Annotated in this window: 28 protein-coding genes, 1 tRNA gene and 1 pseudogene; 22 read left to right on the top strand and 8 right to left on the bottom strand. The window is 37.6% G+C overall.

Going from position 1 to position 25,978, the window contains the following annotated elements:
* Positions 1 to 38: 38 nt before the first annotated feature.
* Positions 39 to 1,457 carry an RAD55 family ATPase gene (locus ACZ5YP_RS05780; RefSeq protein WP_464834805.1) on the top strand — a complete coding sequence of 473 codons (1,419 nt, stop codon included), beginning with the start codon at positions 39 to 41 and terminating at the stop codon, positions 1,455 to 1,457.
* A gap of 46 nt (positions 1,458 to 1,503) precedes the next feature.
* Here ACZ5YP_RS05780 and ACZ5YP_RS05775 read toward each other — a convergent pair.
* Positions 1,504 to 1,588, bottom strand: a tRNA-Leu gene (locus ACZ5YP_RS05775).
* Between the two features lie 247 nt (positions 1,589 to 1,835).
* On the opposite strand from ACZ5YP_RS05775, the gene ACZ5YP_RS05770 reads away from it, so the two are divergent.
* From ACZ5YP_RS05770 to ACZ5YP_RS05725, 10 genes are all read left to right on the top strand, one after another.
* Positions 1,836 to 2,603 (top strand): alpha/beta hydrolase, encoded by a 768-nt coding sequence (locus tag ACZ5YP_RS05770; protein ID WP_464834804.1) that lies wholly within the window; start codon positions 1,836 to 1,838, stop codon positions 2,601 to 2,603.
* A gap of 275 nt (positions 2,604 to 2,878) precedes the next feature.
* Complete coding sequence (locus tag ACZ5YP_RS05765; RefSeq protein WP_464834803.1) at positions 2,879 to 3,427, top strand: flavin reductase family protein; 549 nt, start codon at positions 2,879 to 2,881, stop codon at positions 3,425 to 3,427.
* An 84-nt stretch (positions 3,428 to 3,511) separates the two neighbouring features.
* Positions 3,512 to 4,198 carry a phosphoribosyltransferase gene (locus ACZ5YP_RS05760; protein ID WP_464834802.1) on the top strand — a complete coding sequence of 229 codons (687 nt, stop codon included), beginning with the start codon at positions 3,512 to 3,514 and terminating at the stop codon, positions 4,196 to 4,198.
* Positions 4,199 to 4,209: 11 nt separating this feature from the next.
* Positions 4,210 to 5,031 carry an S-methyl-5'-thioadenosine phosphorylase gene (locus tag ACZ5YP_RS05755; RefSeq protein ID WP_464834801.1) on the top strand — a complete coding sequence of 274 codons (822 nt, stop codon included), beginning with the start codon at positions 4,210 to 4,212 and terminating at the stop codon, positions 5,029 to 5,031.
* Positions 4,992 to 5,207: a hypothetical protein gene (locus ACZ5YP_RS05750; protein WP_464834800.1), complete on the top strand. Its 216-nt coding sequence runs from the start codon at positions 4,992 to 4,994 to the stop codon at positions 5,205 to 5,207. The genes ACZ5YP_RS05755 and ACZ5YP_RS05750 overlap by 40 nt, the downstream gene beginning before the upstream one ends.
* Positions 5,149 to 5,907, top strand: coding sequence for a hypothetical protein (locus ACZ5YP_RS05745; protein ID WP_464834799.1), 759 nt, complete (start codon positions 5,149 to 5,151; stop codon positions 5,905 to 5,907). The genes ACZ5YP_RS05750 and ACZ5YP_RS05745 overlap by 59 nt, the downstream gene beginning before the upstream one ends.
* A gap of 46 nt (positions 5,908 to 5,953) precedes the next feature.
* Positions 5,954 to 6,274, top strand: coding sequence for a hypothetical protein (locus ACZ5YP_RS05740; RefSeq protein ID WP_464834798.1), 321 nt, complete (start codon positions 5,954 to 5,956; stop codon positions 6,272 to 6,274).
* A 5-nt stretch (positions 6,275 to 6,279) separates the two neighbouring features.
* Complete coding sequence (locus ACZ5YP_RS05735; protein ID WP_464834797.1) at positions 6,280 to 7,167, top strand: ATP-grasp domain-containing protein; 888 nt, start codon at positions 6,280 to 6,282, stop codon at positions 7,165 to 7,167.
* Between the two features lie 106 nt (positions 7,168 to 7,273).
* Positions 7,274 to 8,464, top strand: coding sequence for a N2,N2-dimethylguanosine tRNA methyltransferase (locus tag ACZ5YP_RS05730; RefSeq protein ID WP_464834796.1), 1,191 nt, complete (start codon positions 7,274 to 7,276; stop codon positions 8,462 to 8,464).
* A gap of 80 nt (positions 8,465 to 8,544) precedes the next feature.
* On the top strand, positions 8,545 to 8,892 hold the full coding sequence (locus ACZ5YP_RS05725) for a DUF167 domain-containing protein (RefSeq protein WP_464834795.1): 348 nt from the start codon (positions 8,545 to 8,547) through the stop codon (positions 8,890 to 8,892).
* Here the strand turns inward: ACZ5YP_RS05725 and ACZ5YP_RS05720 are convergent.
* From ACZ5YP_RS05720 to ACZ5YP_RS05705, 4 genes and pseudogenes are all read right to left on the bottom strand, one after another.
* Complete coding sequence (locus ACZ5YP_RS05720; RefSeq protein ID WP_464834794.1) at positions 8,879 to 9,427, bottom strand: NTPase; 549 nt, start codon at positions 9,425 to 9,427, stop codon at positions 8,879 to 8,881. The two genes, ACZ5YP_RS05725 and ACZ5YP_RS05720, sit on opposite strands and share 14 nt — an antisense overlap.
* A 27-nt stretch (positions 9,428 to 9,454) precedes the next feature.
* Positions 9,455 to 10,351, bottom strand: coding sequence for a helix-turn-helix domain-containing protein (locus ACZ5YP_RS05715; RefSeq protein ID WP_464834793.1), 897 nt, complete (start codon positions 10,349 to 10,351; stop codon positions 9,455 to 9,457).
* 86 nt (positions 10,352 to 10,437) lie between these two features.
* Entirely contained in the window at positions 10,438 to 11,145 is a 708-nt protein-coding gene (locus ACZ5YP_RS05710; RefSeq protein ID WP_464834792.1) for a fibrillarin-like rRNA/tRNA 2'-O-methyltransferase, read from the bottom strand.
* 17 nt (positions 11,146 to 11,162) lie between these two features.
* Positions 11,163 to 12,393 (bottom strand): annotated as a pseudogene (locus tag ACZ5YP_RS05705) (C/D box methylation guide ribonucleoprotein complex aNOP56 subunit).
* A gap of 85 nt (positions 12,394 to 12,478) precedes the next feature.
* Between ACZ5YP_RS05705 and ACZ5YP_RS05700 the strand changes: the two are divergent.
* The 7 genes from ACZ5YP_RS05700 (at position 12,479) to ACZ5YP_RS05670 (ending at position 19,459) form a co-directional block, all read left to right on the top strand.
* On the top strand, positions 12,479 to 12,643 hold the full coding sequence (locus tag ACZ5YP_RS05700) for a 30S ribosomal protein S30e (protein WP_464834791.1): 165 nt from the start codon (positions 12,479 to 12,481) through the stop codon (positions 12,641 to 12,643).
* A gap of 146 nt (positions 12,644 to 12,789) precedes the next feature.
* Positions 12,790 to 14,151 (top strand): Glu-tRNA(Gln) amidotransferase subunit GatD, encoded by a 1,362-nt coding sequence (gene gatD, locus ACZ5YP_RS05695; protein WP_464834790.1) that lies wholly within the window; start codon positions 12,790 to 12,792, stop codon positions 14,149 to 14,151.
* Entirely contained in the window at positions 14,144 to 16,075 is a 1,932-nt protein-coding gene (gatE, locus tag ACZ5YP_RS05690; protein WP_464834789.1) for a Glu-tRNA(Gln) amidotransferase subunit GatE, read from the top strand. Before gatD ends, gatE begins: the two co-directional genes overlap by 8 nt.
* Positions 16,076 to 16,331: 256 nt before the next feature.
* Entirely contained in the window at positions 16,332 to 17,225 is an 894-nt protein-coding gene (locus ACZ5YP_RS05685) for a hypothetical protein (RefSeq protein WP_464834788.1), read from the top strand.
* Complete coding sequence (locus ACZ5YP_RS05680; protein WP_464834787.1) at positions 17,218 to 18,159, top strand: metallophosphoesterase family protein; 942 nt, start codon at positions 17,218 to 17,220, stop codon at positions 18,157 to 18,159. The genes ACZ5YP_RS05685 and ACZ5YP_RS05680 overlap by 8 nt, the downstream gene beginning before the upstream one ends.
* A 55-nt stretch (positions 18,160 to 18,214) precedes the next feature.
* Positions 18,215 to 18,508, top strand: a complete 294-nt coding sequence (locus ACZ5YP_RS05675; protein ID WP_464834786.1) for a hypothetical protein — start codon at positions 18,215 to 18,217, stop codon at positions 18,506 to 18,508.
* Positions 18,509 to 18,901: 393 nt separating this feature from the next.
* Positions 18,902 to 19,459, top strand: coding sequence for a hypothetical protein (locus ACZ5YP_RS05670; RefSeq protein WP_464834785.1), 558 nt, complete (start codon positions 18,902 to 18,904; stop codon positions 19,457 to 19,459).
* Between the two features lie 22 nt (positions 19,460 to 19,481).
* Here ACZ5YP_RS05670 and ACZ5YP_RS05665 read toward each other — a convergent pair whose 3' ends face one another.
* A complete protein-coding gene (locus ACZ5YP_RS05665) occupies positions 19,482 to 19,829 on the bottom strand; it encodes a thioredoxin family protein (protein ID WP_464834784.1) in 348 nt (115 codons plus the stop codon).
* A gap of 159 nt (positions 19,830 to 19,988) precedes the next feature.
* Here ACZ5YP_RS05665 and thsA point away from each other — a divergent pair, with 159 nt between their 5' ends.
* The 4 genes from thsA to ACZ5YP_RS05645 all read left to right on the top strand — a co-directional run bounded on the left by thsA (position 19,989) and on the right by ACZ5YP_RS05645 (position 25,225).
* Positions 19,989 to 21,632 (top strand): thermosome subunit alpha, encoded by a 1,644-nt coding sequence (thsA, locus tag ACZ5YP_RS05660; protein ID WP_464834783.1) that lies wholly within the window; start codon positions 19,989 to 19,991, stop codon positions 21,630 to 21,632.
* A gap of 98 nt (positions 21,633 to 21,730) precedes the next feature.
* Positions 21,731 to 22,054, top strand: coding sequence for a DNA-directed RNA polymerase subunit K (locus ACZ5YP_RS05655; RefSeq protein ID WP_464834782.1), 324 nt, complete (start codon positions 21,731 to 21,733; stop codon positions 22,052 to 22,054).
* Positions 22,011 to 23,105: a site-2 protease family protein gene (locus tag ACZ5YP_RS05650; protein WP_464834781.1), complete on the top strand. Its 1,095-nt coding sequence runs from the start codon at positions 22,011 to 22,013 to the stop codon at positions 23,103 to 23,105. Before ACZ5YP_RS05655 ends, ACZ5YP_RS05650 begins: the two co-directional genes overlap by 44 nt.
* A gap of 41 nt (positions 23,106 to 23,146) precedes the next feature.
* Complete coding sequence (locus tag ACZ5YP_RS05645; RefSeq protein ID WP_464834780.1) at positions 23,147 to 25,225, top strand: DNA topoisomerase I; 2,079 nt, start codon at positions 23,147 to 23,149, stop codon at positions 25,223 to 25,225.
* A gap of 7 nt (positions 25,226 to 25,232) precedes the next feature.
* Here ACZ5YP_RS05645 and ACZ5YP_RS05640 read toward each other — a convergent pair whose 3' ends face one another.
* Together ACZ5YP_RS05640 and ACZ5YP_RS05635 are read right to left on the bottom strand one after the other, a co-directional pair.
* Entirely contained in the window at positions 25,233 to 25,703 is a 471-nt protein-coding gene (locus tag ACZ5YP_RS05640) for a signal peptidase I (protein WP_464834779.1), read from the bottom strand.
* A complete protein-coding gene (locus tag ACZ5YP_RS05635; RefSeq protein ID WP_464834778.1) occupies positions 25,672 to 25,977 on the bottom strand; it encodes a chromatin protein Cren7 in 306 nt (101 codons plus the stop codon). The genes ACZ5YP_RS05640 and ACZ5YP_RS05635 overlap by 32 nt, the downstream gene beginning before the upstream one ends.
* Position 25,978: the final 1 nt, after the last annotated feature.

The raw sequence follows: 25,978 nt of genomic DNA, 5'->3' as shown, positions 1-25,978 counted from the left end.
GTGAAAATCCATATATTTCGGAGTTCTAGGTGCTCTTGGTGGATAATGGCAAACAAAGAGTAATAGATTTTCTAAGTAGATATTTAGGAGAGTCTATTTGGAGAAATGGTACTATTGTAATTGCTGGACAACCAGGAACAGGTAAAACGGTTTTATCGTCAACTATATGTTATGAAAGAGCATTAAAGGATATTCCATGTCTCTTTATGGAGTTATATGAAGACAAAGAGAAATTATATAGAAACCTCAAGAGCCTCGGATTAGACTTTGAATACCTGGAGTCAAAGGGACTAGTGAAATTTGTAAAACTACCAATATTCTCCCAGGAAGGATTGTTTGAAGAGTTTCTTAGAAGCATTTCAAGAGAAATAGCCAAATTTAAACCAGGAACACTCGTAGTAGACTCTATAACTCCTGCTCTAGAGGTTATTGCTGAAAGCGCTAGGAGTAAAGCATATCTACAAAACTTCTTCTATGAATTGTCGAAAACCATTAATGGAGTAGTTGTTCTAACAGCAGAAATACCACTTGGAGAACATAGAATTAAAACAGAGGGTATAGAGTTCATCGCAGACGCAGTGATAATCTTGAAGAACGAAATTGAAAAAGACAAAGTAGTTAGATCAATGGAAGTGAAAAAGATACGTGGTGAGGAACTACGCGACTCCGTAATCTATTTTTCAATTCAGAAAAATAAGGGAATAATCTTCCTAGAAGCCCCTCTCTCCGTCGAGCATAGAGAAGATATTGGAGTTAAACTAAGAGAAATCGTAGAGAAAACAGGGTTAGACATCGATGTTAAACCAGGTGAATACATATACATAGAAGTTATACCAGAACATCAATCACCCGAATTCACTTTGTTAATACCGTTAATTGCCGCAGCGAGTGGTTTAAAGGTCTTGTTTATTTCATATTTAAATATAGAGGAAGCCATTGTAAAACAATTAAAAGAGGTAATAGAGAAAATTATAGGTGTAAAATCCGAGTCTCTTATAGAGTCACTTATAGAGAAAATACTTAGTAATATGAAATTTGAATATATAGATCCATTTAAATACAGCCTTAGAGAACAGAGCTATCTAGAGTATTCACTGATCAACGAATACAAGCCACACATTGTTGTCTTTCACGGCGTTGAGATTTCGATGTGTGCCACAGAGAAACCAGATCGATATAGAGAACTACTATATCAAATGATACTAGAGTTAAAACAACGAAAAATTATCTTAGTGAGAATTTCCAGCAGGCTAGATCCACATCTAAGTAGATTCAATGCCTTACTTGCTGATATAGTAGCTAGAGCCGAGTGTATTAATGAATGCAGAGAGATGAAGTACTATATAGGGAGAAAAACAGGAAAACAAATGACAGTGTCTTCAAAGGAGCTAGAAAACTACTTGAAGAAGTTATTAGAAGTTATGCCGTTAACTACGAGTTCCATTAAATTGAATTAAATCATTATAGAGTCATCCTAGTCTACACAGAGTATTGTTATAGGAGTGCGGGGGGTGGGATTTGAACCCACGCAGGCCTACGCCATCGGGTCCTGAGCCCGACCCCTTTGACCAGGCTCGGGCACCCCCGCACTCTCATTCAATACTCTATTTATTGATGCTTTATAATTCTTTGAGAGAATAGTTTCATTGGGGATCAAGTGTATAAATCAATAATTACGAGTAACTACAGCTTTCTCCATCTACGACCGGTCTACTCGACTGTTCCTAGATTCAAGTAGTAGATAGTAAGTGTAACTTAACTTATTGTATTCCCGTCGAGTACACATTAAAAGTCTTATAAGTTGACATGTTCCTTTATATAAAGCAGTGATAAAAATGTCTTGTTTTGAAAAGCCCTTAACTTTTCCAAGTAACGGGTTTGAGCTGTCTTCATATATACATATACCTGGTTCAGGTACATCTTCAATGGTTTTAATGTTACATGGTTTTACAGGTAATAAAATTGAAGCTGGTAGGCTCTTTGTAGATATTGCTAGGGAGCTATGCAGTGCTAATATAGCCGTTTTTAGATTTGACTATAGGTGTCATGGAGAGAGTCCTTTACCTTTCGATGAATTTAAACTAGATTATGCTATTGAAGATGCTGAAAACGCTTTGAAATTTATCGTGGAACACTTTAAACCCAGAAAAATAGGTTTGATTGGTCTTAGTATGGGTGGTCACGTAGCTATTAAAACTGCTGTTAAATATCAAGATAAAATTTCATCTATAGCTCTCTTAGCCCCTGCCATAAATTTTGGTGAACTTGTTGAAAGAGATATAAGAAACAAAGTCTTTCAGAAAGTTGATGAATTCTATATATTTGGTCCAAATAGACTTAGAGAAGAGGGCGTAGAATCTATAATTAAATCAAATGCAATGGATCTAGCTGAGAAAATACATGTACCCATTCTCATAATACATGCAAAAAACGATAATGTTGTACCATATAAGCAGTCAGAAGAATTCTTTAGTAGAGTAAACTCTATAGACAAGAAACTAATATTGCTTGATGAGGGAGAACACGTATTTGTTACATATAATTCGAGAAAAAGGGTTATAAACGAACTGGTTGATTGGTTTAGAAATAGATTAATATGGTAAATTACTATTTTAGATTTAATTTTGAAGCTCATAGCTATAAGTTATGCTTGATTTTTATTAGTGAAAGAAAGAAGTAGGTGTTGAATAGTTTATAGATTTACGATTTTTTCACGATTAGAGTAAGTAATACTCTGTATTGAAGTGTTTAAAGAATATAAAGAAAAAACAATTATTATAGCTCTAATCCAAGCAAGCGTAAAGATATGCTTTGATTTATCATTATTGCGAAACATTTAAATTTTTTATTGGAATTGTTTTCATTAAAGGGGGATCAAATGTATAAGTCTATATCTCCAAGTAACTATCACGTCCTCCACCCACGCCCAGTGTACTTAATCGTCTCTAGGAATAAGAGTAGTTCGTTAAATGTTATGGCTGCATCGTGGGTTTCACCTGTTTCTGATGAACCCTTTCTCATTACTGTATCTATTTGGAGGGGTAGTCTTACACACCAGTATATTTCTGAGACAAGAGAGTTTACTATTAACATTCCCAGCGAGAAACACGTAGATATAGTCTACAAGGCTGGAACTACTAGTGGGCGTGAAGTAGATAAGTTTAAACTACTTGGTTTGAAAACCGTGAAATCTAGTGTTATCGAGACACCTGGATTAGATGGAATGCTTGGTTTTCTCGAGTGTACTGTGGTAAACCAGGTAGAAGTCGGCGAGTCAACTCTATTTATAGCCGAGGTTAAAGCGGTACACGTACTAGAAGAGCTTTATACTAGGTATGGATGGGATTTAAATAAAGCCAAGATACTACTACACCATAGTGGCAGAGGTTTTACAACACCATCAAAACTAATACTAGCACTCAAATAATCTTTGTTCACAGCACTGTAAACTATTGTATCAATAGAGTTATTGATTTAAATCCAGAGTGTATATAAGTAATATGTGATAGAGATGTCCCGTATTCCAGTAAAACTAGTTTCATGGGAGGAAATAGTAGACTGGGCAATGCACCTAGCAGACATCATTAAGAGAGACGGGTTTAAACCAGATTTAATTGTTGCAGTAGCACGTGGTGGATATGTTCCAGCAAGACTTCTATGCGACTTTCTAGGCGTGGAAAACCTAGCTAGTATTCAAAGCCAGCACTGGACAGAAGCAGCTAAAGTAGAAGAGAAAGCAATAATAAAGTTTGCATATGATATAGACGCCTCCAATTTGAATGTACTCGTAGTAGACGACATAGTAGACACTGGTGAAACACTCCTACTTGCTCGCGACTATATAAAAACACACTGGAATCCAAGAGAAGTAAAAACAGCTGCACTACAATGGATAAGCCCCGTAGCAAAATTCAAACCAGACTACTACTACCTAGAAGTCAAAGAATGGATTTGGTTCCAGTATCCATGGACAAGGCTAGAAGACACTTATCAATTCATAAAGAGAATGATGACTGAAACCCACAAAGAAACCGGTAAAACAGAGTGGAGTTACGAAGAGATAATACAAGGATTCAAAGACTGGTACGGTATAGATGTCGGTGAAGAATACTATAAGAGAGCACTAGAAGTACTCATCGAGAAAAACATTATTGAATACAATACAGAGAAAAAGATATATAAATTGAAAACAGCATAGTGGTGGAATCAATGCTCCTCGAACCACCAGTCAAAGCCGAGATAGGAATAATTGGTGGTAGTGGACTATACGAACTACCAGGCATCCAGAACATCAGAGAAATAAAAGTATACACTCCATATGGAGCACCAAGCGACAATATAATAGTGGGCGAGCTAGCAGGACGTAAAATAGCATTCCTCGCTAGACATGGAAAAGGCCACAAAATACCTCCGCATAGAGTAAACTACAGGGCAAATATCTGGGCTTTGAAAACACTGGGTGTTAAATGGGTTATTGCTGTCTCAGCAGTTGGGAGTTTAAGAGAAGACTATAAACCAGGAGATTTTGTCGTACCAGATCAATTCATAGATATGACAAAAGGATATAGACCCCACACATTCTTCGAGGGAGGAGTAGTAGCACATGTAGGCATGGCCGATCCATTCTGCAACCACCTCAGAAAAATAATATTGAAGGCGGCAGCTGAATTTCCAGATATCAAGATCCACGATAAGGGTACATATGTATGTATTGAAGGCCCGAGATTCAGTACAAGGGCCGAGAGCAGGGTTTGGAAAGAAGTATTTAAAGCAGACATTATAGGAATGACGCTTGTCCCCGAAGTAAACCTTGCATGTGAAGCACAGTTGTGCTATGCTACAATAGCAATGGTAACAGACTACGATGTATGGGCAGAGAAACCCGTTACAGCTGAAGAAGTAATTAAAACCATGAATGAAAACGTTAATAAGGTTAAGAAGCTATTGCCACGTATAATAGAGTTACTACCACCACAACCGGATGAACGAGAATGCAGTTGTTGCAAGTGCTTAGAGACAGCAGTGCTCTAGACAAAGTAGTTAGAGAAATAGAAGAAGTAGAAAGATTTGCACGCAGTCTTTCAAGTAAATTAATTAGTTTTTTAAATCAATCACCAGGAAACATCCATATATACTCGTATACAGGATTTGGATATTCAGCTGCTGAGTCTACTCTACTGGGCTTCACTAATATTTCAGGGGAGTAAACACCCAGTATTAGCCGAGAGCGAAGAGTCTAGTATTTATCTCCTACCATACCGAGAAGACTATTCTGCAATAGTATTCAGTACTGGTGAGTATTCAAAACTAATACAGTCGCTTCAAGTACTACGTATTCTAGGAGTTGAATACCTCGCATTTTCTCCAACACCACCTAATGAAATGATTAGAAATACTCTTAGATACTACAATGTAGAGTTGATTCCAACAAACGACTCTGTATCAGCATCACTATATACAACACTAGCATCATTCATAGCGATCTCTGAAATCTATAAATCAAGCCTGAATATAAGGGGGAAGAGGCTGTTTGAACACGGCCGCGAGGGATTTACTGTTACCGTGAAATCCTTTATTGAAAAATACAGTGATGTTATAGAGGCCTCGCTGAGTAAACCAATAACTGCTATTACATCTACAAGGTTTCTCGAGGGAGCTGGAATACTATTATCCCATGTACTCCGCTCAATAGGAGTAGAAGCCGTCTATCTACCAGTAGAAGAAGCATTGACTTATAATAAACCACTACTTGGAGTATTTCTATCAAGCGAAGAGCGTTTGAGAAGAGAGTTTAAAACACAGAAAGGAAGTAATTTATACGAATTAGTATTGAATGTAGAGCCACTAGAGGGAATTGTATACACTGTTATTTTATCCTATGTACTCTACAAACTCGTAAAACAATGATTTAAATTAAAAATCTCATTGATGTATTAATCAGCAAGGTGTGATAATGAAGAAGTATGATACACTAATAGGCTTGATCTTGTTGGCTACACTGGCTTCCACAGCGCTAATTATAGTTCTAGAAGACTCGGTATACCGCTTACTTAGTATGACGGTATTAGTTGTAGCTTCTCTACTAGCTACTAGATTAATCGATGTACATCTAGATAGAAGTGACGCGATTGCTTTATACGCTCTACTCTCTACATTTATTATATTGGGTTCACTAATAGGAGCCGTTATATCTCATTCTATCCAAGCCACTCTCCTAGCCACTATTATATCTCTAATTGCAGTTATCTACATAGTAGTAGCTTTCAAGGTGTAATCCAAGTGAAAATAGCTGTTATTGAATATAGAAAAACACCACCCAAAACAGCTCAAGAGTTAATAGAGGCAATAGAGAGAAAAGGTCATACACCAGTCTATTTAAAAGCTCATCTACTAGACGCCAAAATCACTACGAGAGGAGTAGAAGTATACCACGGCCCCAACCCGGTTGATGTCGACGCTGCATTAATGAGAAATATTGGATTATACCTCTCACTAGATACTTTTTTAAAGAGAATAGGAGTTATCGAGGCCCTCGCTTCTAAAATCCCCGTAGTTAACAATCCAACTGCAACACTAGTTACCAGGGACAAATGGAGGTGTTTATTAAAACTCCACTTAACTGGACTACCAGTACCAGAAACACTAGTTACAGAAAACCCGTTTTCAGCGATGAGGTTTACAAATGAGAAAAAGAAAGTAGTTTATAAACCAATAATTGGAAGCCTTGGTTTAGGTAGTACTTTAATCCAAGACCCAGATATTTCATTCCACATAACGAGGAGTTTGAAAAACCTTGGACTACCAAGCTACTACCAGGAATTCCTTGAAAAACCAGGATTCGACTATAGAGTCTTTGTTGTAGGTGATAGAGTTATAGGTGCAATGAAGCGGATTAGTAGTTCTTGGAAAACCAATATAGCACAAGGCGCAAGTGGAGTAAGAGTTGAAGAGAGTGAAGCACCAGAAGTATTTCAAATAGCTATTAAAGCAGTAAAAACACTTGGTTTAGACTATGCAGGTGTTGACGTAGCATACGATTTAAACACGGGTAAACACTACATACTAGAAGTAAACGCGTTTCCAAACTGGGAGGGTTTAAGGAGGGCTACAGGAGTAAATCCGCCAGAAATAATCGTTGAATACCTCGTTGAAAAAACAAAGAAGTAGTAGTTTTAATACTCTTATAACACAATTTACAATTGATGATGAATAGTAAACCGCCTGATTAATGACGAGGAGCTCTCATTCTGAAAATTAATTACAAGTGAGGTATATGATGGTTAATACACAATACGAAGAAGTATTAAACGAGGGGCTTGCAAAAATAATTGTTCCACGCCTAGAGCGATATAAGAGGCCTGATGGCTCAATAGAACCAGCATGGATGCCTGTATTCTACAATCCACAAGCAGTTATCAGCCGTGATTTCACCACTATGTTTCTAAAAACAATATTTAAAAACAAAGAATTTTTCTTTGTAGACGCTCTTGCAGGTACTGGTATAAGAGGAATTAGAATAGCGCTTGAATCAAGCGGCAAAGGTATATTAAACGATGTTGACCCCAGAGCCTACAACTACATTGTAAAAAACATATTGTTAAATAATCTCGCTGAGAGGCTTGAAGCATATAACAGCGAAGCCAATACACTACTAAACAACCTTGTTTTTACAGGTGTACTTGTAGACTACGTCGACGTAGATCCCTATGGCTCGCCATCCCCCTACATAGATTCCGCGCTTAAACCACTAAATAAAGAAGCATATATAGGAGTAACAGCCACTGATACCGGCCCCCTCTCCTGTACCTATCCACATAAAACACTATCAAGATACTGGAGCAATTGCTTCAAAGTAGATTTTGAAAAAGAATTTGCTACAAGACTACTAATAGCAAACACTGTGTTGAGAGCGGCTTCTCTAGAAATAGATTTAAAACCACTCGTAGTCCTTGTATACAAATACTTTATAAGAGTATTCTTTAAGTCTAAAAGGAGCGCGTGGGAAGCATATAAAACAGTAGAAAACTGTATTGGCTACCTATGGTATTGTCCAAAGACACTGGAGAGAGGATTTACTAGTAGTATAGAGGAATTAGATGTTAAATGCAGTGATGGTTCAAAACCACTAGTCGCCGGCAAAACCTGGATTTGCAATATATACGACTACAATACTACTAGTGAACTAATTAACAACATTGAAAAACACAATTGGATATCAAATGAAACACGTAAAACAGCTAGTTTAATACTCAACGAAGCAGAAATAGAAAATCCATACATCAGACTAGACAAGCTATGCTCAGTACTCAAAATCAACATGCCTAGTGTAACAGTCGTTATTGAAAAACTACGTGAAGCAGGATTTAAAGCATCAAGAACACACATGGACCCACGTGGAATACGCACCAATGCTGGTTACAACGAGCTAACCAGTCTACTACTTAGTCTCACAAACAACAGTTAGTAAAATATATTGAGACATGTCTCTTCACTGAAAAACATTTATACCACAATAGTATAAATTAAATACTTGGTGTCCGGGATTTGACTACTATAGATGAATTCCGCGAGTCACTCCTCAAAATAATAAGTAAAAACATTTCTGAAACTAGTGATGGACTATTACTAACTGTGAGAGTGGAAGAAGACCCTAGAGAAACCTATTTAACTATAGATAATGATGAACTAGTCTTTAAAACTAGAGACGTAGAAAATGATAGTAGATGTAATTCCAGTCTTATAGGGTATTTATCGTCAAACTTGAAAATACCATCATCAAATATAGATGTAATTTATGGTTTAAGAGGGAGCAGAATAAAAACAGTTCTAATCAAGGGTGTAAAGAGAGAGGATTTCGAGAAGAAAATACTTAGATACATCAGGCCGATCTAGACTCTGAGCCGGCTAAAGCTCTTATTATTTTCAATGGTATTTCTCTTCTTAGTTTTTCTCTGTTTTCAATTGTTACAACTATCCTCTCAGCATCTCTTAATCTCGAGAGTATTTCTTCATCGTTTAGTCTATAGTGTACAACGAGTATTACTGGTTTATTTGAGTCTAGTGCTTTGAGTAGATAGGGTTTGAAAGAGGGTAGTTTTAACTCCATAGGTCCAACTTCGTCTACTGCTATAACACTGGCTTCCTGGATTGCTTTTTCAAGTGCTTTAACAACAATTCTATCCGCTTCATCAACTAGTACGCCATATGCACCGACTTTTACTGTACTAGGATAGTCTCGTCTAGCTAGCCAGGTTTTTTCACCTGTTGCTATATCGACAATCATAAATCCAGTTCTCAATGTTCCCTCGCGTACTTCGGGTGCTATTATACCTCCTACTGTAAAGCCGTGTTTCTTTAATGTATCTACTATTGTATTAAACAATGTAGACTTTCCTACTCCAGGTCTACCAGTAATTACATATTTCAACTACTCCACCAATTTATATTGCTAGAGCTATGTTTCCATATTGGGGTTTTCTTCTATATCTTTTAACTGTAAAACGTCTCTTGGTGATTTAACTAGAATTAGCTTCGAGTTTATTTTCTCGGCTAGTTTTCCAGCGTTTTCTATTTTTTCTCTCAGGTCTTCATATACGTTTTCTTTGACAATTGATATACATGTCCTTCCCTTTAACACTATGTCTACGGGCATTCTAGAAAAAGCGACAAGTGTTTTTCTCATATTACTCGCTATTTTATAGAGTATTCTTTCAACCTCGTCTCTGGGTTTTAAAGCGAGGTCTTCACCCGGCGACTCCTCTGTTATTGATTCATTAAATATGTCGAATTCGTCAAATACGTCTTCGCCGAGTAGAGAGGCTAGTTTCAAGCCTTTTTCTAGAGTTATATACATTTCTCCGCGTTCATACATATATACTGCTTTTTTACTTATACCTAGCGCGTCGGCTATTGCTCCTCGAGATATGCGTGTTTCTTCTAGTTTCTTTTTGAACTTCTCGGGGTTTATCTTCAAAATATAGTTTCCACGTATGTATGCAACAATGAGTTTTTCGTTTTTAACAAGGTTTTGCTCGAGTGTGCCGGGTGTAATTATTATTGAACCGTATTTGTAGTAGACTACTTCGTCTTCCATTTTCTCACTTCTATCTTCATGTGCGACGATAACAGTTGATGCATTATATGCTATTCTAGCTTTTTTCAAGTCGCTTATTTCCTGTCTCGTCAGTTTACTAGCATCATTTACTACTTTGATGATTAGTGCTTTATCACCTAGTCTAGCAACTACGTCTACACTTCTATTTTCTCTCGGATATAGTATCAAGTCTGCTTTAAAACCCGCTTTTTTCACTATTTTTAGGACTTCTTCTACTAGTTCACTGGTCTCTGGCAACTGTCAACCCGTTTATCGTGTTTACTCAAAAAACCATAATTGTTTTCCAACTTAATATCTTTTAACTTGGAAAAAACATTTTGTTTTTACTTCTTTCTATGGAATCTAGCTAGTATCATTGCGTGGTCTTTGTCGTATGGTTCTAAGTGTACAACGTCAATTATTTCAAATCCGCGTTCTTTGAGAGTATTGATTTCTCTCTTGTAGATCTCGCTTGGCTCCTTGGTTACATCAATACTTCTCGCTTTAATAGCTAGGAGTAGGTATCCACCATCTCTTAAGAACACGTCTGCGTTGTCAGCTACTATTGATGCTTGTTCCGGCTGTGCTACATCAGCATATATTCCATCAACTAGTTCTACTATGTGACGGTATTCTCTGGGTTTTCTTGCATCAGCTAGAATTGGATACAAGTTCTTTCTAACTTCTGCAACCATTATGAATTCTCTCATTACTCTCGGCGCTACATCCAACCCGTAAATCCTGCCCTTTGGGCCAACAATGTCTGATACGTGGCTAGCTGTTGTTCCAGATGCAACGCCCAAGTAGAGTATTCTATCTCCCTCTGAAATAGGCTGTTCGGCAAGGCCGTTCATTAGTGCACCAGCGAGTTTACTTCTGTAAGCATTCCACTCGCGGTATTCAACATCTCCATATTTAAAGAGTCTTTCACCGTAGACTCTGTGTCCTGGAACAAGGTTTTTCGTTGCTAGTCTTATACTGCCGTCTTCTAATTCTACGATGTAAACGCCCTTGTATTTCTCGTGTGGTTTAATAGAGACAACCATGCTCATTTCTACTCACCTACATACTACTTCTTTTTCTCCCTCTTTTTCTTTTCTCTTTCTGGGTGTCTTGGTGGTTTCTCGGGTCTTGGTGGTGGTTTTGGATATAGTTTCTTAACTTCTTCTACTCTCTGTTCGAATTCTTGTACTAGTTTATCTCCAATATACCTACCGGAGAAGTAGTCTACTTTCAGCCGCTATAGCTAGTTTTGTAGCTAGTGCTCTGGCGATTTTACCTCTTTGCCACCTGGGGCTCTTGTGTATTGCTGGGTGCTGGAATATAACACCGTGTTTTGGTGGTTTACCACCTGTTCTAAGTGCTCTAAACAATGCTTTCTCGGCTCCTAGTACTTGTATTGTGCTTGCTGGGAGTTTTGCTAGTTTTTCTAGTCCACCAGCTAGACTTAGTAGTCTAGCACCTAGTTTGGGGCCTACTAGGGCTACAATGTTTGGAGCTACTTCTTTCATAACGATGTCTATGTATGTTTCAAGTGTTTCTCTTAGCTTGTACAGGTCTAGTATAATACCTGCAAGTATTCCAATGTAGTCTAAGTCGAAGTCGCTTAGATCAGCACCTATACTCTTTGAAGCCGCATCTGCTATTTTACTTGCTTTATCTTCTGGTAGTCCGAGTCTACGTAGGTTTTCAACTGTAAAGTTAGATCTATGTCTGAGATCGTATACTAGTCTAGCGTATTCCTGGTGGTCTCTAACTAGCTCGTCTAGTTCTGGGAAGTGGACGCTATACCATTCTCTCAATCTAGCTACATATAAATTAATTGTTCTATCAATATCGTCGATTGCTCTTATAGCCTGTACTGCTAGTAAGTCTCTCTTTTGGGCTTCTCTTCTAAGTTTTCTCCTAACATACTCCATCATTATCTCGTGGATTTTAGCAAAGTATTCCTCTGTGTTTTGTGCAAAACCAAATTTAACTGCTAGTTCTGATAGAAGCGATCTTATGTATATAGCTTTTGGATTACCAGGTACTACTTCTGGTGTTAAACCAGCTTGAGAAACAGCTTTTGCAGTACTGTAGTCTTCTACAACTACGTGTGTATAGCCTTTTTCCTTCAATAGAGAAACTATTTTCTCGTGTTGAGGTACTGTTTCACCTCTCTCTATACTCAACAAGTATTCTACTATATCATCTAGTCTACTAGGTGCTTCTACAAAACCAACTATTTCATTATCATCGTTGACTGCTAGTATACCAAATGGTGTTTCTACTAAATAGACTTTATTTGTTGAAGACATGTTCTTTACCCAGTCAAATATGGATTAAGTTAAAAAGCTATTTTTAAATATCACTATTTAGCATAAATACAATTGGTGCAAGAATATGCCTACACACGGTTCACTTACAAAAGCAGGTAAGGTAAGAAGTGCAACACCAAAAATACCACCAAAACCAAAGAAAAACAAGCCACCAAGAGTTAGAAATAGAGTAGAATATGTTAGAAGATTCCTAAAACCGCAAACAGCAGAGTCTACACCATCCATGTAGAATCCACAATAAAGTTTTCTTGGAAATACGCCTCGTAGAAACTACTCGTGCATATTTGAAATACTCCTCTCCTTCATATTAAACTATTTATTTTGTAATAAAACGTGTATAATCCTGGATAAAAACCTGCAATTAGCGTGGTAGACATGCTTATATACTATGGATACACAGAGAAAGCAGCTGAATATCTCTTAACAAGGAATTTAAAACCAGGCGACCGTGTAGTCTTAAAACTAAGAGATGGATCTATACTCAGGGGAATACTACTTCCACGCCCAGAACTCTACTCTACTTCAAACATCATCAATATTAAACTGAGTAACGGCTACAATGTAGGTATTGACATCTCGAAAATAGAGTCTATTGAGAAAGAAGAAGTAGCAGTTACCGTAGAACACGGTTTAATCGAGACAACAATGGAGAAAAAACAACAAGGCAATCTACCAAGAGTAACTATGCTCAGCACTGGTGGAACAATTGCGTCAAAAGTAGATTATTCAACAGGTGCTGTAACACCTGCATTAAAACCCGAAGAGATCATTGAGTGGATCCCCGAACTAACAGATATAGCAGTTGTAAACACAAGGGAAATTATGAGTATATTTAGCGAGGATATGAATCCAAAACTATGGGAGAAAATAGCAGAAGAAGTATATAGAGAGCTGACAAGTGGAGTTAGTGGAGTAGTCGTTGCACACGGTACAGATACAATGTCTTATACTGCTTCAGCATTGGCTTTTGGAATAAGTAATAAATCAGCACCAATAGTATTCGTTGGATCACAGAGAAGTAGCGATAGACCAAGTACAGACGCTGTCTTCAACCTTATAAGTGCATTTATAGTAGCTAGCAAAGCCCCCTTTGCAGAATCAGTAATAGCAATGCACAGGGATATTTCAGACGAATACAATGCTGTTCATAGAGGAGTAAAAGCTAGAAAAATGCATACTAGTAGAAGAGATGCTTTTCAATCAATCAATGACAAGCCACTAGCAATAGTTAATCCATTAACACATGAATTAAAAGTAATAGGGAAAATATACGAGTATAGAGGGGAAAAGCAACCAGTATTAAAAGCTAGATTTGACGATAAAGTAGCATTAATCAAGGTGTATCCTGGTCTACAGGGAGAAATAATAGATTTCCTAGTAGACAAGGGCTATCATGGTATTGTCTTAGAGGGAACGGGTCTAGGCCACGCATCAAACTCTCTATTAAACACAATAAAGAGAGCTGTAGAAAACGGTATACCAGTAGTTATGACGAGTCAATGTCTCTTTGGACATGTAAACATGAATGTTTATAGTACTGGTAGAAGGTACCTAGAAGCCGGGGTTATACCTGGACGCGACATCCTCCCAGAAGTAGCATATGTAAAATTGTCTTGGATTCTAGGCTCGATTACAAGAGACCTTGATGAAGTGAGAAAATTGTTTGAATTAAACTTGGTTGGTGAATTCAATGACCGCCACACACTAGACTTGTATCCAAGGTGGTATTATGAGTAGTGTTGACTTCTACAAGTCTATTGGTTTAAAAGTAGGACTTGAAATCCACGTACAACTAAACACTAAGAGAAAACTATTCTGTCCATGTCCAACAAGCGAGGAGTCTACGAGTAGCCAGGTATATTCCTTTAAACGCTATTTAAGACCAGCGAGAAGCGAAACAGGAGAAGTAGATCCAGCCGCAATGCTGGAGTGGAAGCGGAGTAGAGCTTACATCTATAACGCTCCATCTCCAACAACTTGTCTTGTAGAAGCAGATGAAGAACCACCACACCACGTCGACGAAGAATCACTGTTAACAGCTATAGCCGTGGCAAAAGCACTCAACATGGAGTTAATAGATGAAATCTACGTTATGAGAAAAATAGTTGTTGATGGAAGCAATGTCAGTGGCTTTCAGAGAACAATGCTAGTTGCATTCAATGGCAGTATTACTGTTGAAGATAGAAAAATAGGTATTCAAACCCTCTGCCTCGAAGAAGACGCAGCTAAGAAAATAGAGGAAAAAGAAAGTGAAGTCTACTATTCACTAGAAAGGCTCGGTATACCACTGATAGAAATCGCTACAAGTCCAGACATAGACTCTCCAGAACTAGCATTGAAAACAGCATTAAAAATCGGGCAATTAGTGAGATTGACTGGTAAAGCAAAACATGGATTGGGGAGTATTAGACAAGATATAAACATCAGTATTGCCGGCGGGGCCAAAATCGAGGTTAAAGGAGTACAACACTTGTATCTAATACCAAAAGTTATAGAATACGAAGTACAACGCCAGCTAAAACTACTAGAAATAAGAAGTGAACTCTTAAATAGAGGTGTAAGCGAAAAAGACCTTCTAGACGATATAGTAGACGTATCAGAATTATTCAAAAACAGCCAGTCAAAAATCATAAAGAGAGCTCTATCCCTACCAAACGGTGCAATACTAGCTGTTAAACTACCAGGATTCAAGGGGCTACTTGGTAGAGAAGTACAACCCGGGCGGAGATTTGGAACAGAGTTAAGCGACTATGCAAAAGTATGGGGAGGTGTAGGAGGAATTATACATACAGATGAACTACCAGGTTATGGCATAACAAGTGAAGACGTTGTAAAACTATACGAGTATATAGGTGCCGATCCAAACAGAGATGCAATAGTACTAGTTGCAGATGAAAAAGAGAAAGGAGTAAAAGCACTAAAAGCCGTAGTTGAAAGAGCTAGACTAGCACTAATTGGTATACCAGAAGAAACAAGAGCTGCAAACCCCGATGGTACTACAAAGTATATGCGTCCAAGACCGGGCTCTGCTAGAATGTATCCCGAGACAGATATACCACCAATTCGTATAACGAGTGAACTAGTAGAGAAAGCAAAAACTCTAATACCAGAACACCCCGATGTAAAATACAAAAAACTCGTTGAAAAACACGGATTGAGTAAAGCTCTTGCAGATGCATTAATAAATGCACTAGAACTAGACTTTTACGAATACCTAGCTGAGAAATATGGCGATAAAGTACCATATTCAGTTATAGCTAGTATATTTATTAATACCATTCCCATGTTGAGGAGAGAAGGAATACCAATAGATGAAGTTGATGAAAACACCATAGAAAGAGTTGTTGAAGCCGTTGCGAGGGGAGTTATTGCTAAAGAAGCAATTCCAGACATCCTCGCATACCTCGCGAAAAACCCGGGAACCACCGTAGAACAGGCAATCAACGCTCTTGGATTAAAAACAACTAGTGTAGACGAACTCGACAAGTTAATTGAAAACATCATAGCTTCCAACAAAGAAAAACTATTATCTAAACAGAGCAAGGCATTCAATATAGTAATGAGCGAAGTAATGAAGACTATGAGAGGTAAAGTTGACGGTAAGTTAATAGCAGATAGAGTAAAAGTTAAATTAAGGGAAGTACTCAATATAGAAATATAGCGATGAGGAGTACTCCCGACAATGAGCAGTGATTAAAAGGCATTTGGCCGAGCACTCTACGTGATGAAAACATGGTTTAATGATAGAATGATTATGCACGAGCGTGCTGATCTAATAAATGCAATTTTTATATTACACTCTACTAAATCATACCATATAGATGTTGAACCTTGGCCGCGCCTGATTAATGATGTAGAAGTGGTAGCCGCTGAACAATTAAAACAACTATAATTCCCCTCCACTACTTAATCCCATAGTGGTGGAGATTATAGATATACATAGACTAGTATTGGAATTAGACAAGTGGAAGTCAATTAGCGAAGTAAGTAAGCATCTAGGATACAATACATCAAAACTGTCGAGGGTTTTAAATAGACTCATAGAGAAAGGCGAGATCTCCAAGTACTTTGTAGTACCACTCGAAGCACTCTCTCCCAAACCAAGTATTTTATTAATTAGTAAAACCCAGAAGACAAATCTACCCTGTTTTAAAAAGTCTTTGAAGACCATTACTTCATACTATTCCTTCACCAGTGTACCATTCTACATAATATACTTTCTCGGAGACTGCTCACTAGTCGAAGAGAACGTGGTTTTCCCACTATGTAAATACAGTGTATGTATGTCAATACGTGAAACACTTATTCCACTAGTAAACCCCGAGACGTACACAATAGAGTTGACTTCAGCTCTAAGTGATAAAATAGAAAAACTCGACGAAAACGACGTGATATTGCTAGTAGAATTATTCAGATTGTTTAATCCACCATCTAGAAGCATACGGAGAAATAGTGAAGTAATAAAATACCTTGAATCTAAAATAGGCGTAAAAAATCTTCGCTCTAGGTTTTACAACAAACTATACAAGTATTTAACACTACGCTATGCATATAGAAAAGACTCCGACTACCTCTTAATACACATTACTACTCCTTCTACGAGAGAGCTCGTCGAGGTATTAAATATGTTTTTGCAAATGGAGATTGCAACTAGCTATCTACACGTAGATGTTTTAAGCGATATTCCACTAGAAGTGATTGTTCATGCATGGGGATTTTACGATAAAGTAATAGATGAAAACACGAGTCATCAATATGTAAAAAACGCTTCTTATGCAATCTATCCCGTTATAGGTGTGAGTTATGACTAGTATAGACCTGGATTTATTAAATCGTGAAATCCTAGAGTTACACCGTGAAGTCCTTGAAACAGTTAGTTCTCCTTCTACATATAGAAAACTCCTAGAAGAAGCTATTACCTATGTAGATAAACCCCCATTAAACTCCTCGTATGCTACTCCAAGAGTAATCCAAGTACAAGGCGGCGTTGAATACGCGTTTATAGGAGATATTCACGGCGACTACTATACACTCCTCAAAATACTAGATACCATGTGGAGTATTCGAGACAATACGGTCCTAGTATTTCTCGGAGACTACATAGATAGGGGCTACATGCAACTTGAAACACTTGCATTTCTATTAAAACTAAAAGAGAAATTCAATCAGAGAGTTGTATTGCTGAGAGGTAATCATGAACCCCCACTATGGCTTATACCACATCCACACGACTATCCAGTTGTTCTCAAGAGGAAATATGGATTGGAAGCTAGTTCTCTATACGAATACTCCATAGAGATATTTGATAAACTACCACTGACAGTAGTGAGAGAAGGTGTTTTTCTAGCACTACATGGAGGGCCTCCTTTGAAAGTATTAAATACTGGTTCATGGCGTGAAGCATTTACATGTTCCACTAATGAAGAATGTAGTAGGTTGTTAGAAGAGGTTTTATGGAGTGATCCCACCGAGCACACAGACTACTACACTATTTCACCGCGCGGTGCAGGCATACTATATGGTAGAATAGTGAGTAGTAAAACCATTCAGTTAATTCAAGGAGGCATTGTAATTAGAGGACATGAAGCAGTTAACGGTATTCGTTTATCGCATAATGGACTAGTAGTAACCGTGTTTTCATCACCACTAGTATATGAACTTCAATGTGCTGGGTTGTTAGTAGTTAGACCGGGAGAACCAGGTAAACCAGTTGTTGAAAAACACTGTATTAGTCCACCTCTATAGATAATTAATATTTAATAACTCCTTAACCCCATAGGATTTACTAGCAGGGAAGAACATGAAAACGCAATACAAGAGAAAACTAATAGACGGTGTTGAAAGCGTTATAGGAGATATTGTTGCAGAGTTGATTGATAGATATTATGGTGATAAAGTCGAATCAGAATTCGACTACGAGAAAATACTCTACTCCATAGCTAGACAAATAAAACAAGAAGTATTCAATAATAAAGCAACACCAGAAGATGTAATAGAATACCTAAACAAGTTGAGAACAAAGAAAAGCATTGCAAAACTAATTATTAGCTATATGATTGCAAAGGCCCTCGAAGAAGAACCAAGCGAGTCCTAGTAGAATGAATCTAATTAAAACTCTTCCTTGATTCCTCAATAAATCCCCCTATATACTAGTGGAGAGGGGGTTGATATTCCCGGTAAACAAAGCCGTAAAAAACAACCAGTTAAAACCACTGAAGATACTAGTAGACAAGTAGAAGAAGGAAAATCAAAAAAGACCATTGAAACCGAGAGAAAAACAGAAGAAGCAACCAAGAAAAAACCCGCTAAAAAGAAAACACAGCCTAGTATAAACATAGATAAACTCGTAGATGAAGTATACGAGCAAATAGATGCATTATTTGGATTATCTAGTGAACTACAACTCCCACCAGATAAAACTCGTAGTATAATAAGAGAAATAATAGAAACAATTGCTTCTGGTTATAGTAGTAAGCCAACGGGAGAAATGATCGTTAAAAAAGCCAAGAGACTAGCTCCTGTTTTAAACGAGTATATTGCTTCTAAAATCCTTGGTGAGGTAGATAATCTCACACCAAACCAAATCGAATACATTGTAACAAGGGGCGGACGCGCCGTAATACCAGAAATTAGTAGATTATACAATGCCTCAGTAAAACTTGGAAGAGAAGACCTTGTTTCAATACTACGCTATACTTGGAATACACAGGGCCCCAAGGGGTTTTTAGAGTGTCCTCGTTGTGGCTTTAAAGCTATCTCACCAGATAGATCCTGTATAGTGTGTGGAACAGTAGTAACAGACGAGTATTTGAGAAAGGCCCTTGGATTCTCCGAGAAGTTCGAAGTATTTCTTAAATCAGCTAGTGTTGCAGAGTTAAACGAGGTTTTAAATCATGGATATGTATTGGTTGGAGAGAAGGGTGTTTATAATCCCAGGTCTAGTAGAGCACGTATTGAAAACCCAGTTGTATATATTGTCTACTTGAGAAAAGAAGAGCTATCAAGAATTGTTGAAGAAGTAAATACGAGAGAACTACCCATATAGTAATGTATCAAACCACGAGGAACTACACTCTAATTGAAATATTTCGATTACTAAATACTTCTCTAATACTCCTTCTTATCACTCTTAGATTTAATTCAGGAGAGCTCAATACACCGAGTTGTTCGAATACTACCTCTCCTCTATAGTATACTCGTAGAGCTGGTATAGAAGATACATCGGCCATTTCAGGGTGTTCGCGAATGTTTACTCTGCAAAAGAAGATAGATTTATCAGCGTATTTAGCAAACTCCTTCATAGATTCATACATTATTTCACAATCTTTGTTTTCTGGTTCATAATACTCTATTAATACTACTTCATTACCCATAATAGCTCTGATCAATTCCTCTTTTGTTTTCAATTCATACATTGCCATCTCCTGTAACAAGTTTCTCTAAATAATATTATATTTTTAGGTTTTGGTGGGCTATGATAGGGGCTTCAATGATCATTTATTTAGTTATGGAAAGAAAATTTATATAGAACCCGTTTAGATTACGAAATAACTGGATTGATAGGGTGAGCATTCATGGCCCTCTACGGTGTACCAGTTTTAATACTAAAAGAAGGAACAAAGAGAACCACTGGTAGAGAAGCGCTTAGATCCAATATAGCTGCTGCAAAAGCACTTGCAGAAGTATTAAAGACTAGTCTTGGACCACGTGGACTCGACAAGATGCTAGTTGACAGTTTTGGTGATGTAACAGTTACAAATGACGGTGCTACAATCGTCAAGGAAATGGAAGTTCAACATCCCGCTGCTAAACTCCTTGTTGAAGTTGCAAAAGCCCAAGATGCCGAGGTTGGAGATGGAACTACAAGTGCTGTTGTATTAGCTGGTACACTTCTAGCAAAAGCAGAAGACCTACTAGACCAAGACATTCATCCAAGTATAATTATTGAAGGCTACACCAAGGCCTTGAAAGAAGCTCTAAGAATACTCCGTGAAACAGCTATTCCAATAGACATCAACAATAGAGATGAACTAAGAAAAATCGTAATGACATCTATTGCAAGCAAGTATATTGGTGGAGACGTAGTAGCAAACAAACTAGCAGATATGGCAATTGATGCTGCACTAGCAGTTGCCGAGCCCAGACCAGATGGAACAAAAGACTTTAGAATAGATGATGTTAAAATCGAAAAGAAGAAGGGTGGTAACGTCTTAGACACCCAGCTAGTATATGGTGTAGTATTAGACAAAGAAGTAGTTCACCCAGGTATGCCTAGAAGAGTTGAAAAAGCAAGAATAGCCCTACTAGACGCGGCCCTCGAAGTAGAAAAACCAGAAATAACAGCTAAAATCAACATTACAAGCCCAGAGATGATCAAGGCCTTCCTAGACGAAGAAGCAAAAATGCTAAAAGAAATGGTTGACAAAATAGCCGAAGTAGGTGCAAACGTCGTAATATGCCAAAAAGGCATCGACGAGGTTGCTCAGCACTTCCTTGCTAAGAAGGGTATTCTTGCTGTTAGAAGAGTTAAGAGAAGCGACCTAGAGAAACTAGAAAGAGCAACAGGTGGAAGAATAGTAAGTAGTATACGCGACTTGAGACCAGAAGACCTTGGATACGCAGAACTAGTAGAAGAGAGAAAAGTCGGCAACGACAAAATGGTATTTGTTGAAGGATGCAAGAATCCAAAAGCTGTTACAATACTAGTACGTGGAGCAAGCGACATGGTACTAGATGAAATAGAGAGAAGCCTCAAAGACGCACTCAACGTATTGAGAAACGTAATGAGGTCTCCATACATAGTTGCTGGTGGAGGCGCATCTGAAATCGAAGTAGCAATGAAACTCCGTGAATACGCAGCTAAAATTGGTGGTAAAGAACAACTAGCTATCGAGGCCTTTGCTAGTGCACTAGAAGAAATACCAATGATACTAGCTCAATCAGCTGGTAAAGACCCACTAGAAGTACTAATGGAGTTGAGAAAACTCCACGCTGAAGGCAAGAAAAACGCTGGCATAGACGCAATAACAGGCGAAATAGTTGAAGACATGACAAGAAGAAACATAATTGAACCACTACTAGTAAAAGAATCAATGATAAAGACAGCCGCTGAAGCAGCACTAACAATCTTAAAGATAGACGACATTATTGCTGCCAGCCCACTAAAGAAGGAGAAGAAAGAAGAAAAGAAGGAAGAAGAGTCTAAACCAGAATTCTGAAGTAGGGTTTTAAACCACAATTATCTTTTCTAACTAATTGATTTTTAAATCCCGATTTTTATTACACATTTAGATATCTTGTTTACTTGGTGGTGGAATTGAGTATTGCGCTTTTAGAAGTTTATAGAAAAGTGTTCAGCCAGAAATTAACAAGATTTGAAATAGCTAGAGTAGTTGGTGTTAGAGCACTCCAATTATCTATGGGTTCTCCAAGCCTAATAGATCTCTCCGAAGTCAAAGTATACGATCCAGTATACATTGCTATATTAGAGTTAATTAATGGATTATTACCAATGTCTATTTTAAGACCGAAAGAGACAGGAGGAGTAGAACTTGTACCCGTCAGCAAACTCATTACACCAGAAGTTAGAAAATATCTTGAATCTATTCTCGAAAGCTGGGATCAAAGTCGTAGAACTTAGAGACTACGGGTTTACAGTAGACCTAGTTCTCCAAGAACCAATAGAATCCAGTTTGTTTAGTAAACTCTATCGTCAATTACTATTGGAATATAATGTTTTAATGATTCAATTAAAAGACGTGTTTCCCATCGTTAGACTTCTTCCATATACTAGTAGACACCACTCCCTCTACAGGTATAGATGGATTCTCACAATACTCACATTTACAACTGTTTTTCTAACAGGATTTGGACTATCTCAATCACTTTATAGTTTAACTGGGCATATTTCAACAATAGAGTTAATTCTATATTCTCTCTCATACACTATTCTCTTCCTTACCACTCTTCTATCACATGAGCTGGGACATGTATTTGCAAGTAGGAAAAATAGTATTGAAGTAGAAGGCCCAGTTTTAATTCCAGCTCCTCCAATCCAGCTTGGATTTATTGGTACTCTTGGAGCAGTAATATTTACTAAAACACCACCACCTACAAGGAAGTCACTAGCACAGCTTGGAATATCAGGGCCTCTCACAGGGTTTATAATTGCAACTCTAGTTGGACTACTAGGACTTTATTTATCGCCAATTCTACCATTTGAAACAGTTGAAAAACTCGTTGAAACTGGTGAAGTTCAACCATTAGCGTTTGCTAGTTTAATATTCTACCTTATTCTTGGATTAAAAAACACAGAGAGCGGGGTTCTCATTATACATCCTATACTCTTTATTGCATACATTATGTATTATATTACATTCCTCAACCTACTACCAATTGGTCAATTAGATGGAGGCCACGTAGTGAGGAGTATTATAGGGAGTAGAGAGTTTAAATTCATTAGTACACTCACACCAATAGTATTTCTAGTAGTGGGGTTAACACTCCAGGTTTTATATGGAATAGGATTTGTATATATTGGTATTGGCTTATTGACCACCATATTGTATGTTATAATAGGTGTTCACGGACACCCCGGAGTGGCAAATCAATACGATGAAAGCAAGTGTAAATGGTGTATACTTACATATATTGTACTATTGGTTTTAACTATTCCAATACCTTTAACATAAATACAGTATTCTAACAATATAGTAGTAGGGGAGCAAGAAGATTGTACTGGCACACAAGTGAACACTATTTAAGCAAACTACAAAGACCAATCAGTATATGGAGCCTACATGGTAGAGTACTTGTAGTAGCTGAAAAACCAAAAGCAGCTAGAAAAATAGCTGAAGCACTGTCCTCTAACTACATAGTTAGAAAATACTATTCACTACCATACTACGAGATAAAACAAGATGGATTGACAATAATTATAGCGAGCGCTGCCGGCCACTTATACGAACTCTACACTAGTCAATCAGGCTATCCTGTTTTCACCTATGAATGGGTACCAGCATATATTGCAAATCAAGAAAAGAAACACGTAAAAATATACCTCGACCTACTTCGAGAACTATTTAAAAACTGTAACTACTATGTTAATGCATGCGACTACGATATTGAAGGAAGCGTTATTGGATATTTATTAATTAAAAATCATGGAGACGAAAAAAGAGCATTAAGAGCAAAATTCTCGAGTTTAACTCCAGCTGAAATAAGAGAATCATTTACAAAACTTTCCCCTCTAGACTACCCGATGATAGAGGCTGGTCTCTGTAGACACGAACTCGACTGGATGTGGGGTATAAATATTAGCCGGGCTTTAATGCACGCTGTTTTAACAGCTACTAGGAAAAAAGTAATACTTAGCGCTGGTAGAGTACAAACACCCACACTTAAACACGTATACGAGTACGAAGTAAAACGAGGAGTATTCATCCCTCTACCACAATACAGTATTACTGTAACTGTGAAAAAAGGAAGCGACTTAATAGTATTTGAATACGTTAAAAACCCTGTTGAATCCTCTCAAGAAGCGAAATTAATTAAACAAATAGTTGAAAAATCCAAGTTCTTAATAGTTAGAAACGTTGAATCTTCAAGTATAAGGTATAATCCTCCACCACCATTTAATCTAAGCGACCTACAAGACGAGGCCTCGCGAATATATGGTTTTAGCCCCATGAAAACACAGGAAATAGCCGAGCAATTATATCTAGATGCGTTAATAAGCTATCCAAGAACAAATAGTCAAAAACTACCACCAACACTAAATTACAAAGCAATACTGAGCAAACTAGGAGAAAACAGAGAGTATAGAGACCTAGTTACAAGACTACTAAGTGAAACAAAGGGATTTCTAAAACCAAGAGAGGGAGAGAAAGAAGACCCTGCACACCCAGCTATTTATCCAACCGGTATTCAACCAGGAGAACTATCCAAAGAACAAAAAGCTATCTACGACTTAATAGTTAGAAGATTTCTAGCTACTTTTGCACAGCCAGCCCTAGTATACCACTTAAAAATAGAGGTATCAACACCAGACAATAAATACTTCTTTACAGCTACTGGTCAGTCAATAGAAAACCCCGGGTGGTTTGTCTACTATCCATTTCATACACCTGCAACAAAACTACTACCATATATGCGCCCCGGAGAGAAGCTAGAAGTTGTAAAGGTTACAGCGAGAGAGTCTTATACAAAACCACCACCTAAACTCAAGAAAATCGATATATTAAAATGGATGGAAAACATTGGAATAGGTACTGAATCCACGCGTGCTATAATTATTGAGAAATTATTTGACCGGGGATACTTGAAAAACACAAAAGATGGAGTTGAAATATCAGATCTTGGCATGGGAGTTATAGAAGTCATAGAAGCGTTTTTCCCAGACCTCGCCAGCGTAGAGTTAACTAGGAAATTCGAGGTATTAATGGATGAAATAATGCATGGAAAGAGAAAAAGAGAAGAAGTAATTATGGAGGCTAAACGAGTAATAAAAACACTCCTCGACAACTTCGACCAGAAAATAAACGAAGTAGGAGTAAATCTATCTAAAAAACTCGCATTAATAAACAATTATGAGAAGTGTATTATTCCAGAATGCCGTGGAGACGTATATACAAAGGGTTTATGTAGACTACACTATAATGCACTAGAATCAATAATTAAAAACTATGAAGAGTGGACTAGGAGAAAACAGATTTCATACAATGAATACCTAGAGAAACTAGCTAAAATGAAGTCGACTGGTAAATATGTTAGAGATGTATTAAACTACTATTTACTGAAAAACAAGAAGTAGTAGCAAGTTAACTCCTTATTTTCAATGCAAGTCCTCCAATACAGGGTATTTTAACAATATAATCGTTTATCTCTACGACTTTTCCAACTACTTTATCAAATGGAATGCGGCCACCATAATAGATGTCTGGTCCGGGGTTGTTGTCGCCTAGTGTAACATAGTAGTATTTACCTGCTTCGATAAATATTTTGATTACTCTGTGTACAACTAGGCTACCACTTGGTTCTTGGTAGACAATGACATCTCCCACGTGTATGTTTTCTGGCCGTGTTTTCACAATGAAAACAATATCTCCTTCTCTCAGAAGTGGAAGCATACTTCTTCCTTTAACAACAGCTATTGTTAGTACTCCAGTGTAGATGGAGTATACTATTATTCCTCCTATAACGAGGAAAACAATTAACGCTATTAATTGCCGTGAACGGTTTTCCTCGCTCATATCTATCTTATTCCTCGTCTTCTTCTCTAAGTATTTCATCGAGGTCCAATACTATTTCCTTAGGGGGTCTTGTTTCTTCTTCTTTTAAAACCTCTCCTTTACCCTCTACTTCTACTCCTCCTCCAACTTTCAATTTACTTACTACTCCCTTCCATGTGTAGTTGCAGTCTTTGCATTTGAATACTCCCATTACAGTAATTGTTATTCTACCGGCTTTGTCTGGGAGTGGCGAGACGAGATTCCATGTTCTAGTTACTTCTACATTTAAAGACCCGCATTTAGGGCATTTCTTTACATCTTCTTTCTTCTTCAAT

It is taken from the genome of Sulfophobococcus zilligii, assembly GCF_055398255.1.
This window is presented reverse-complemented; position numbering and strand designations above follow the sequence as displayed.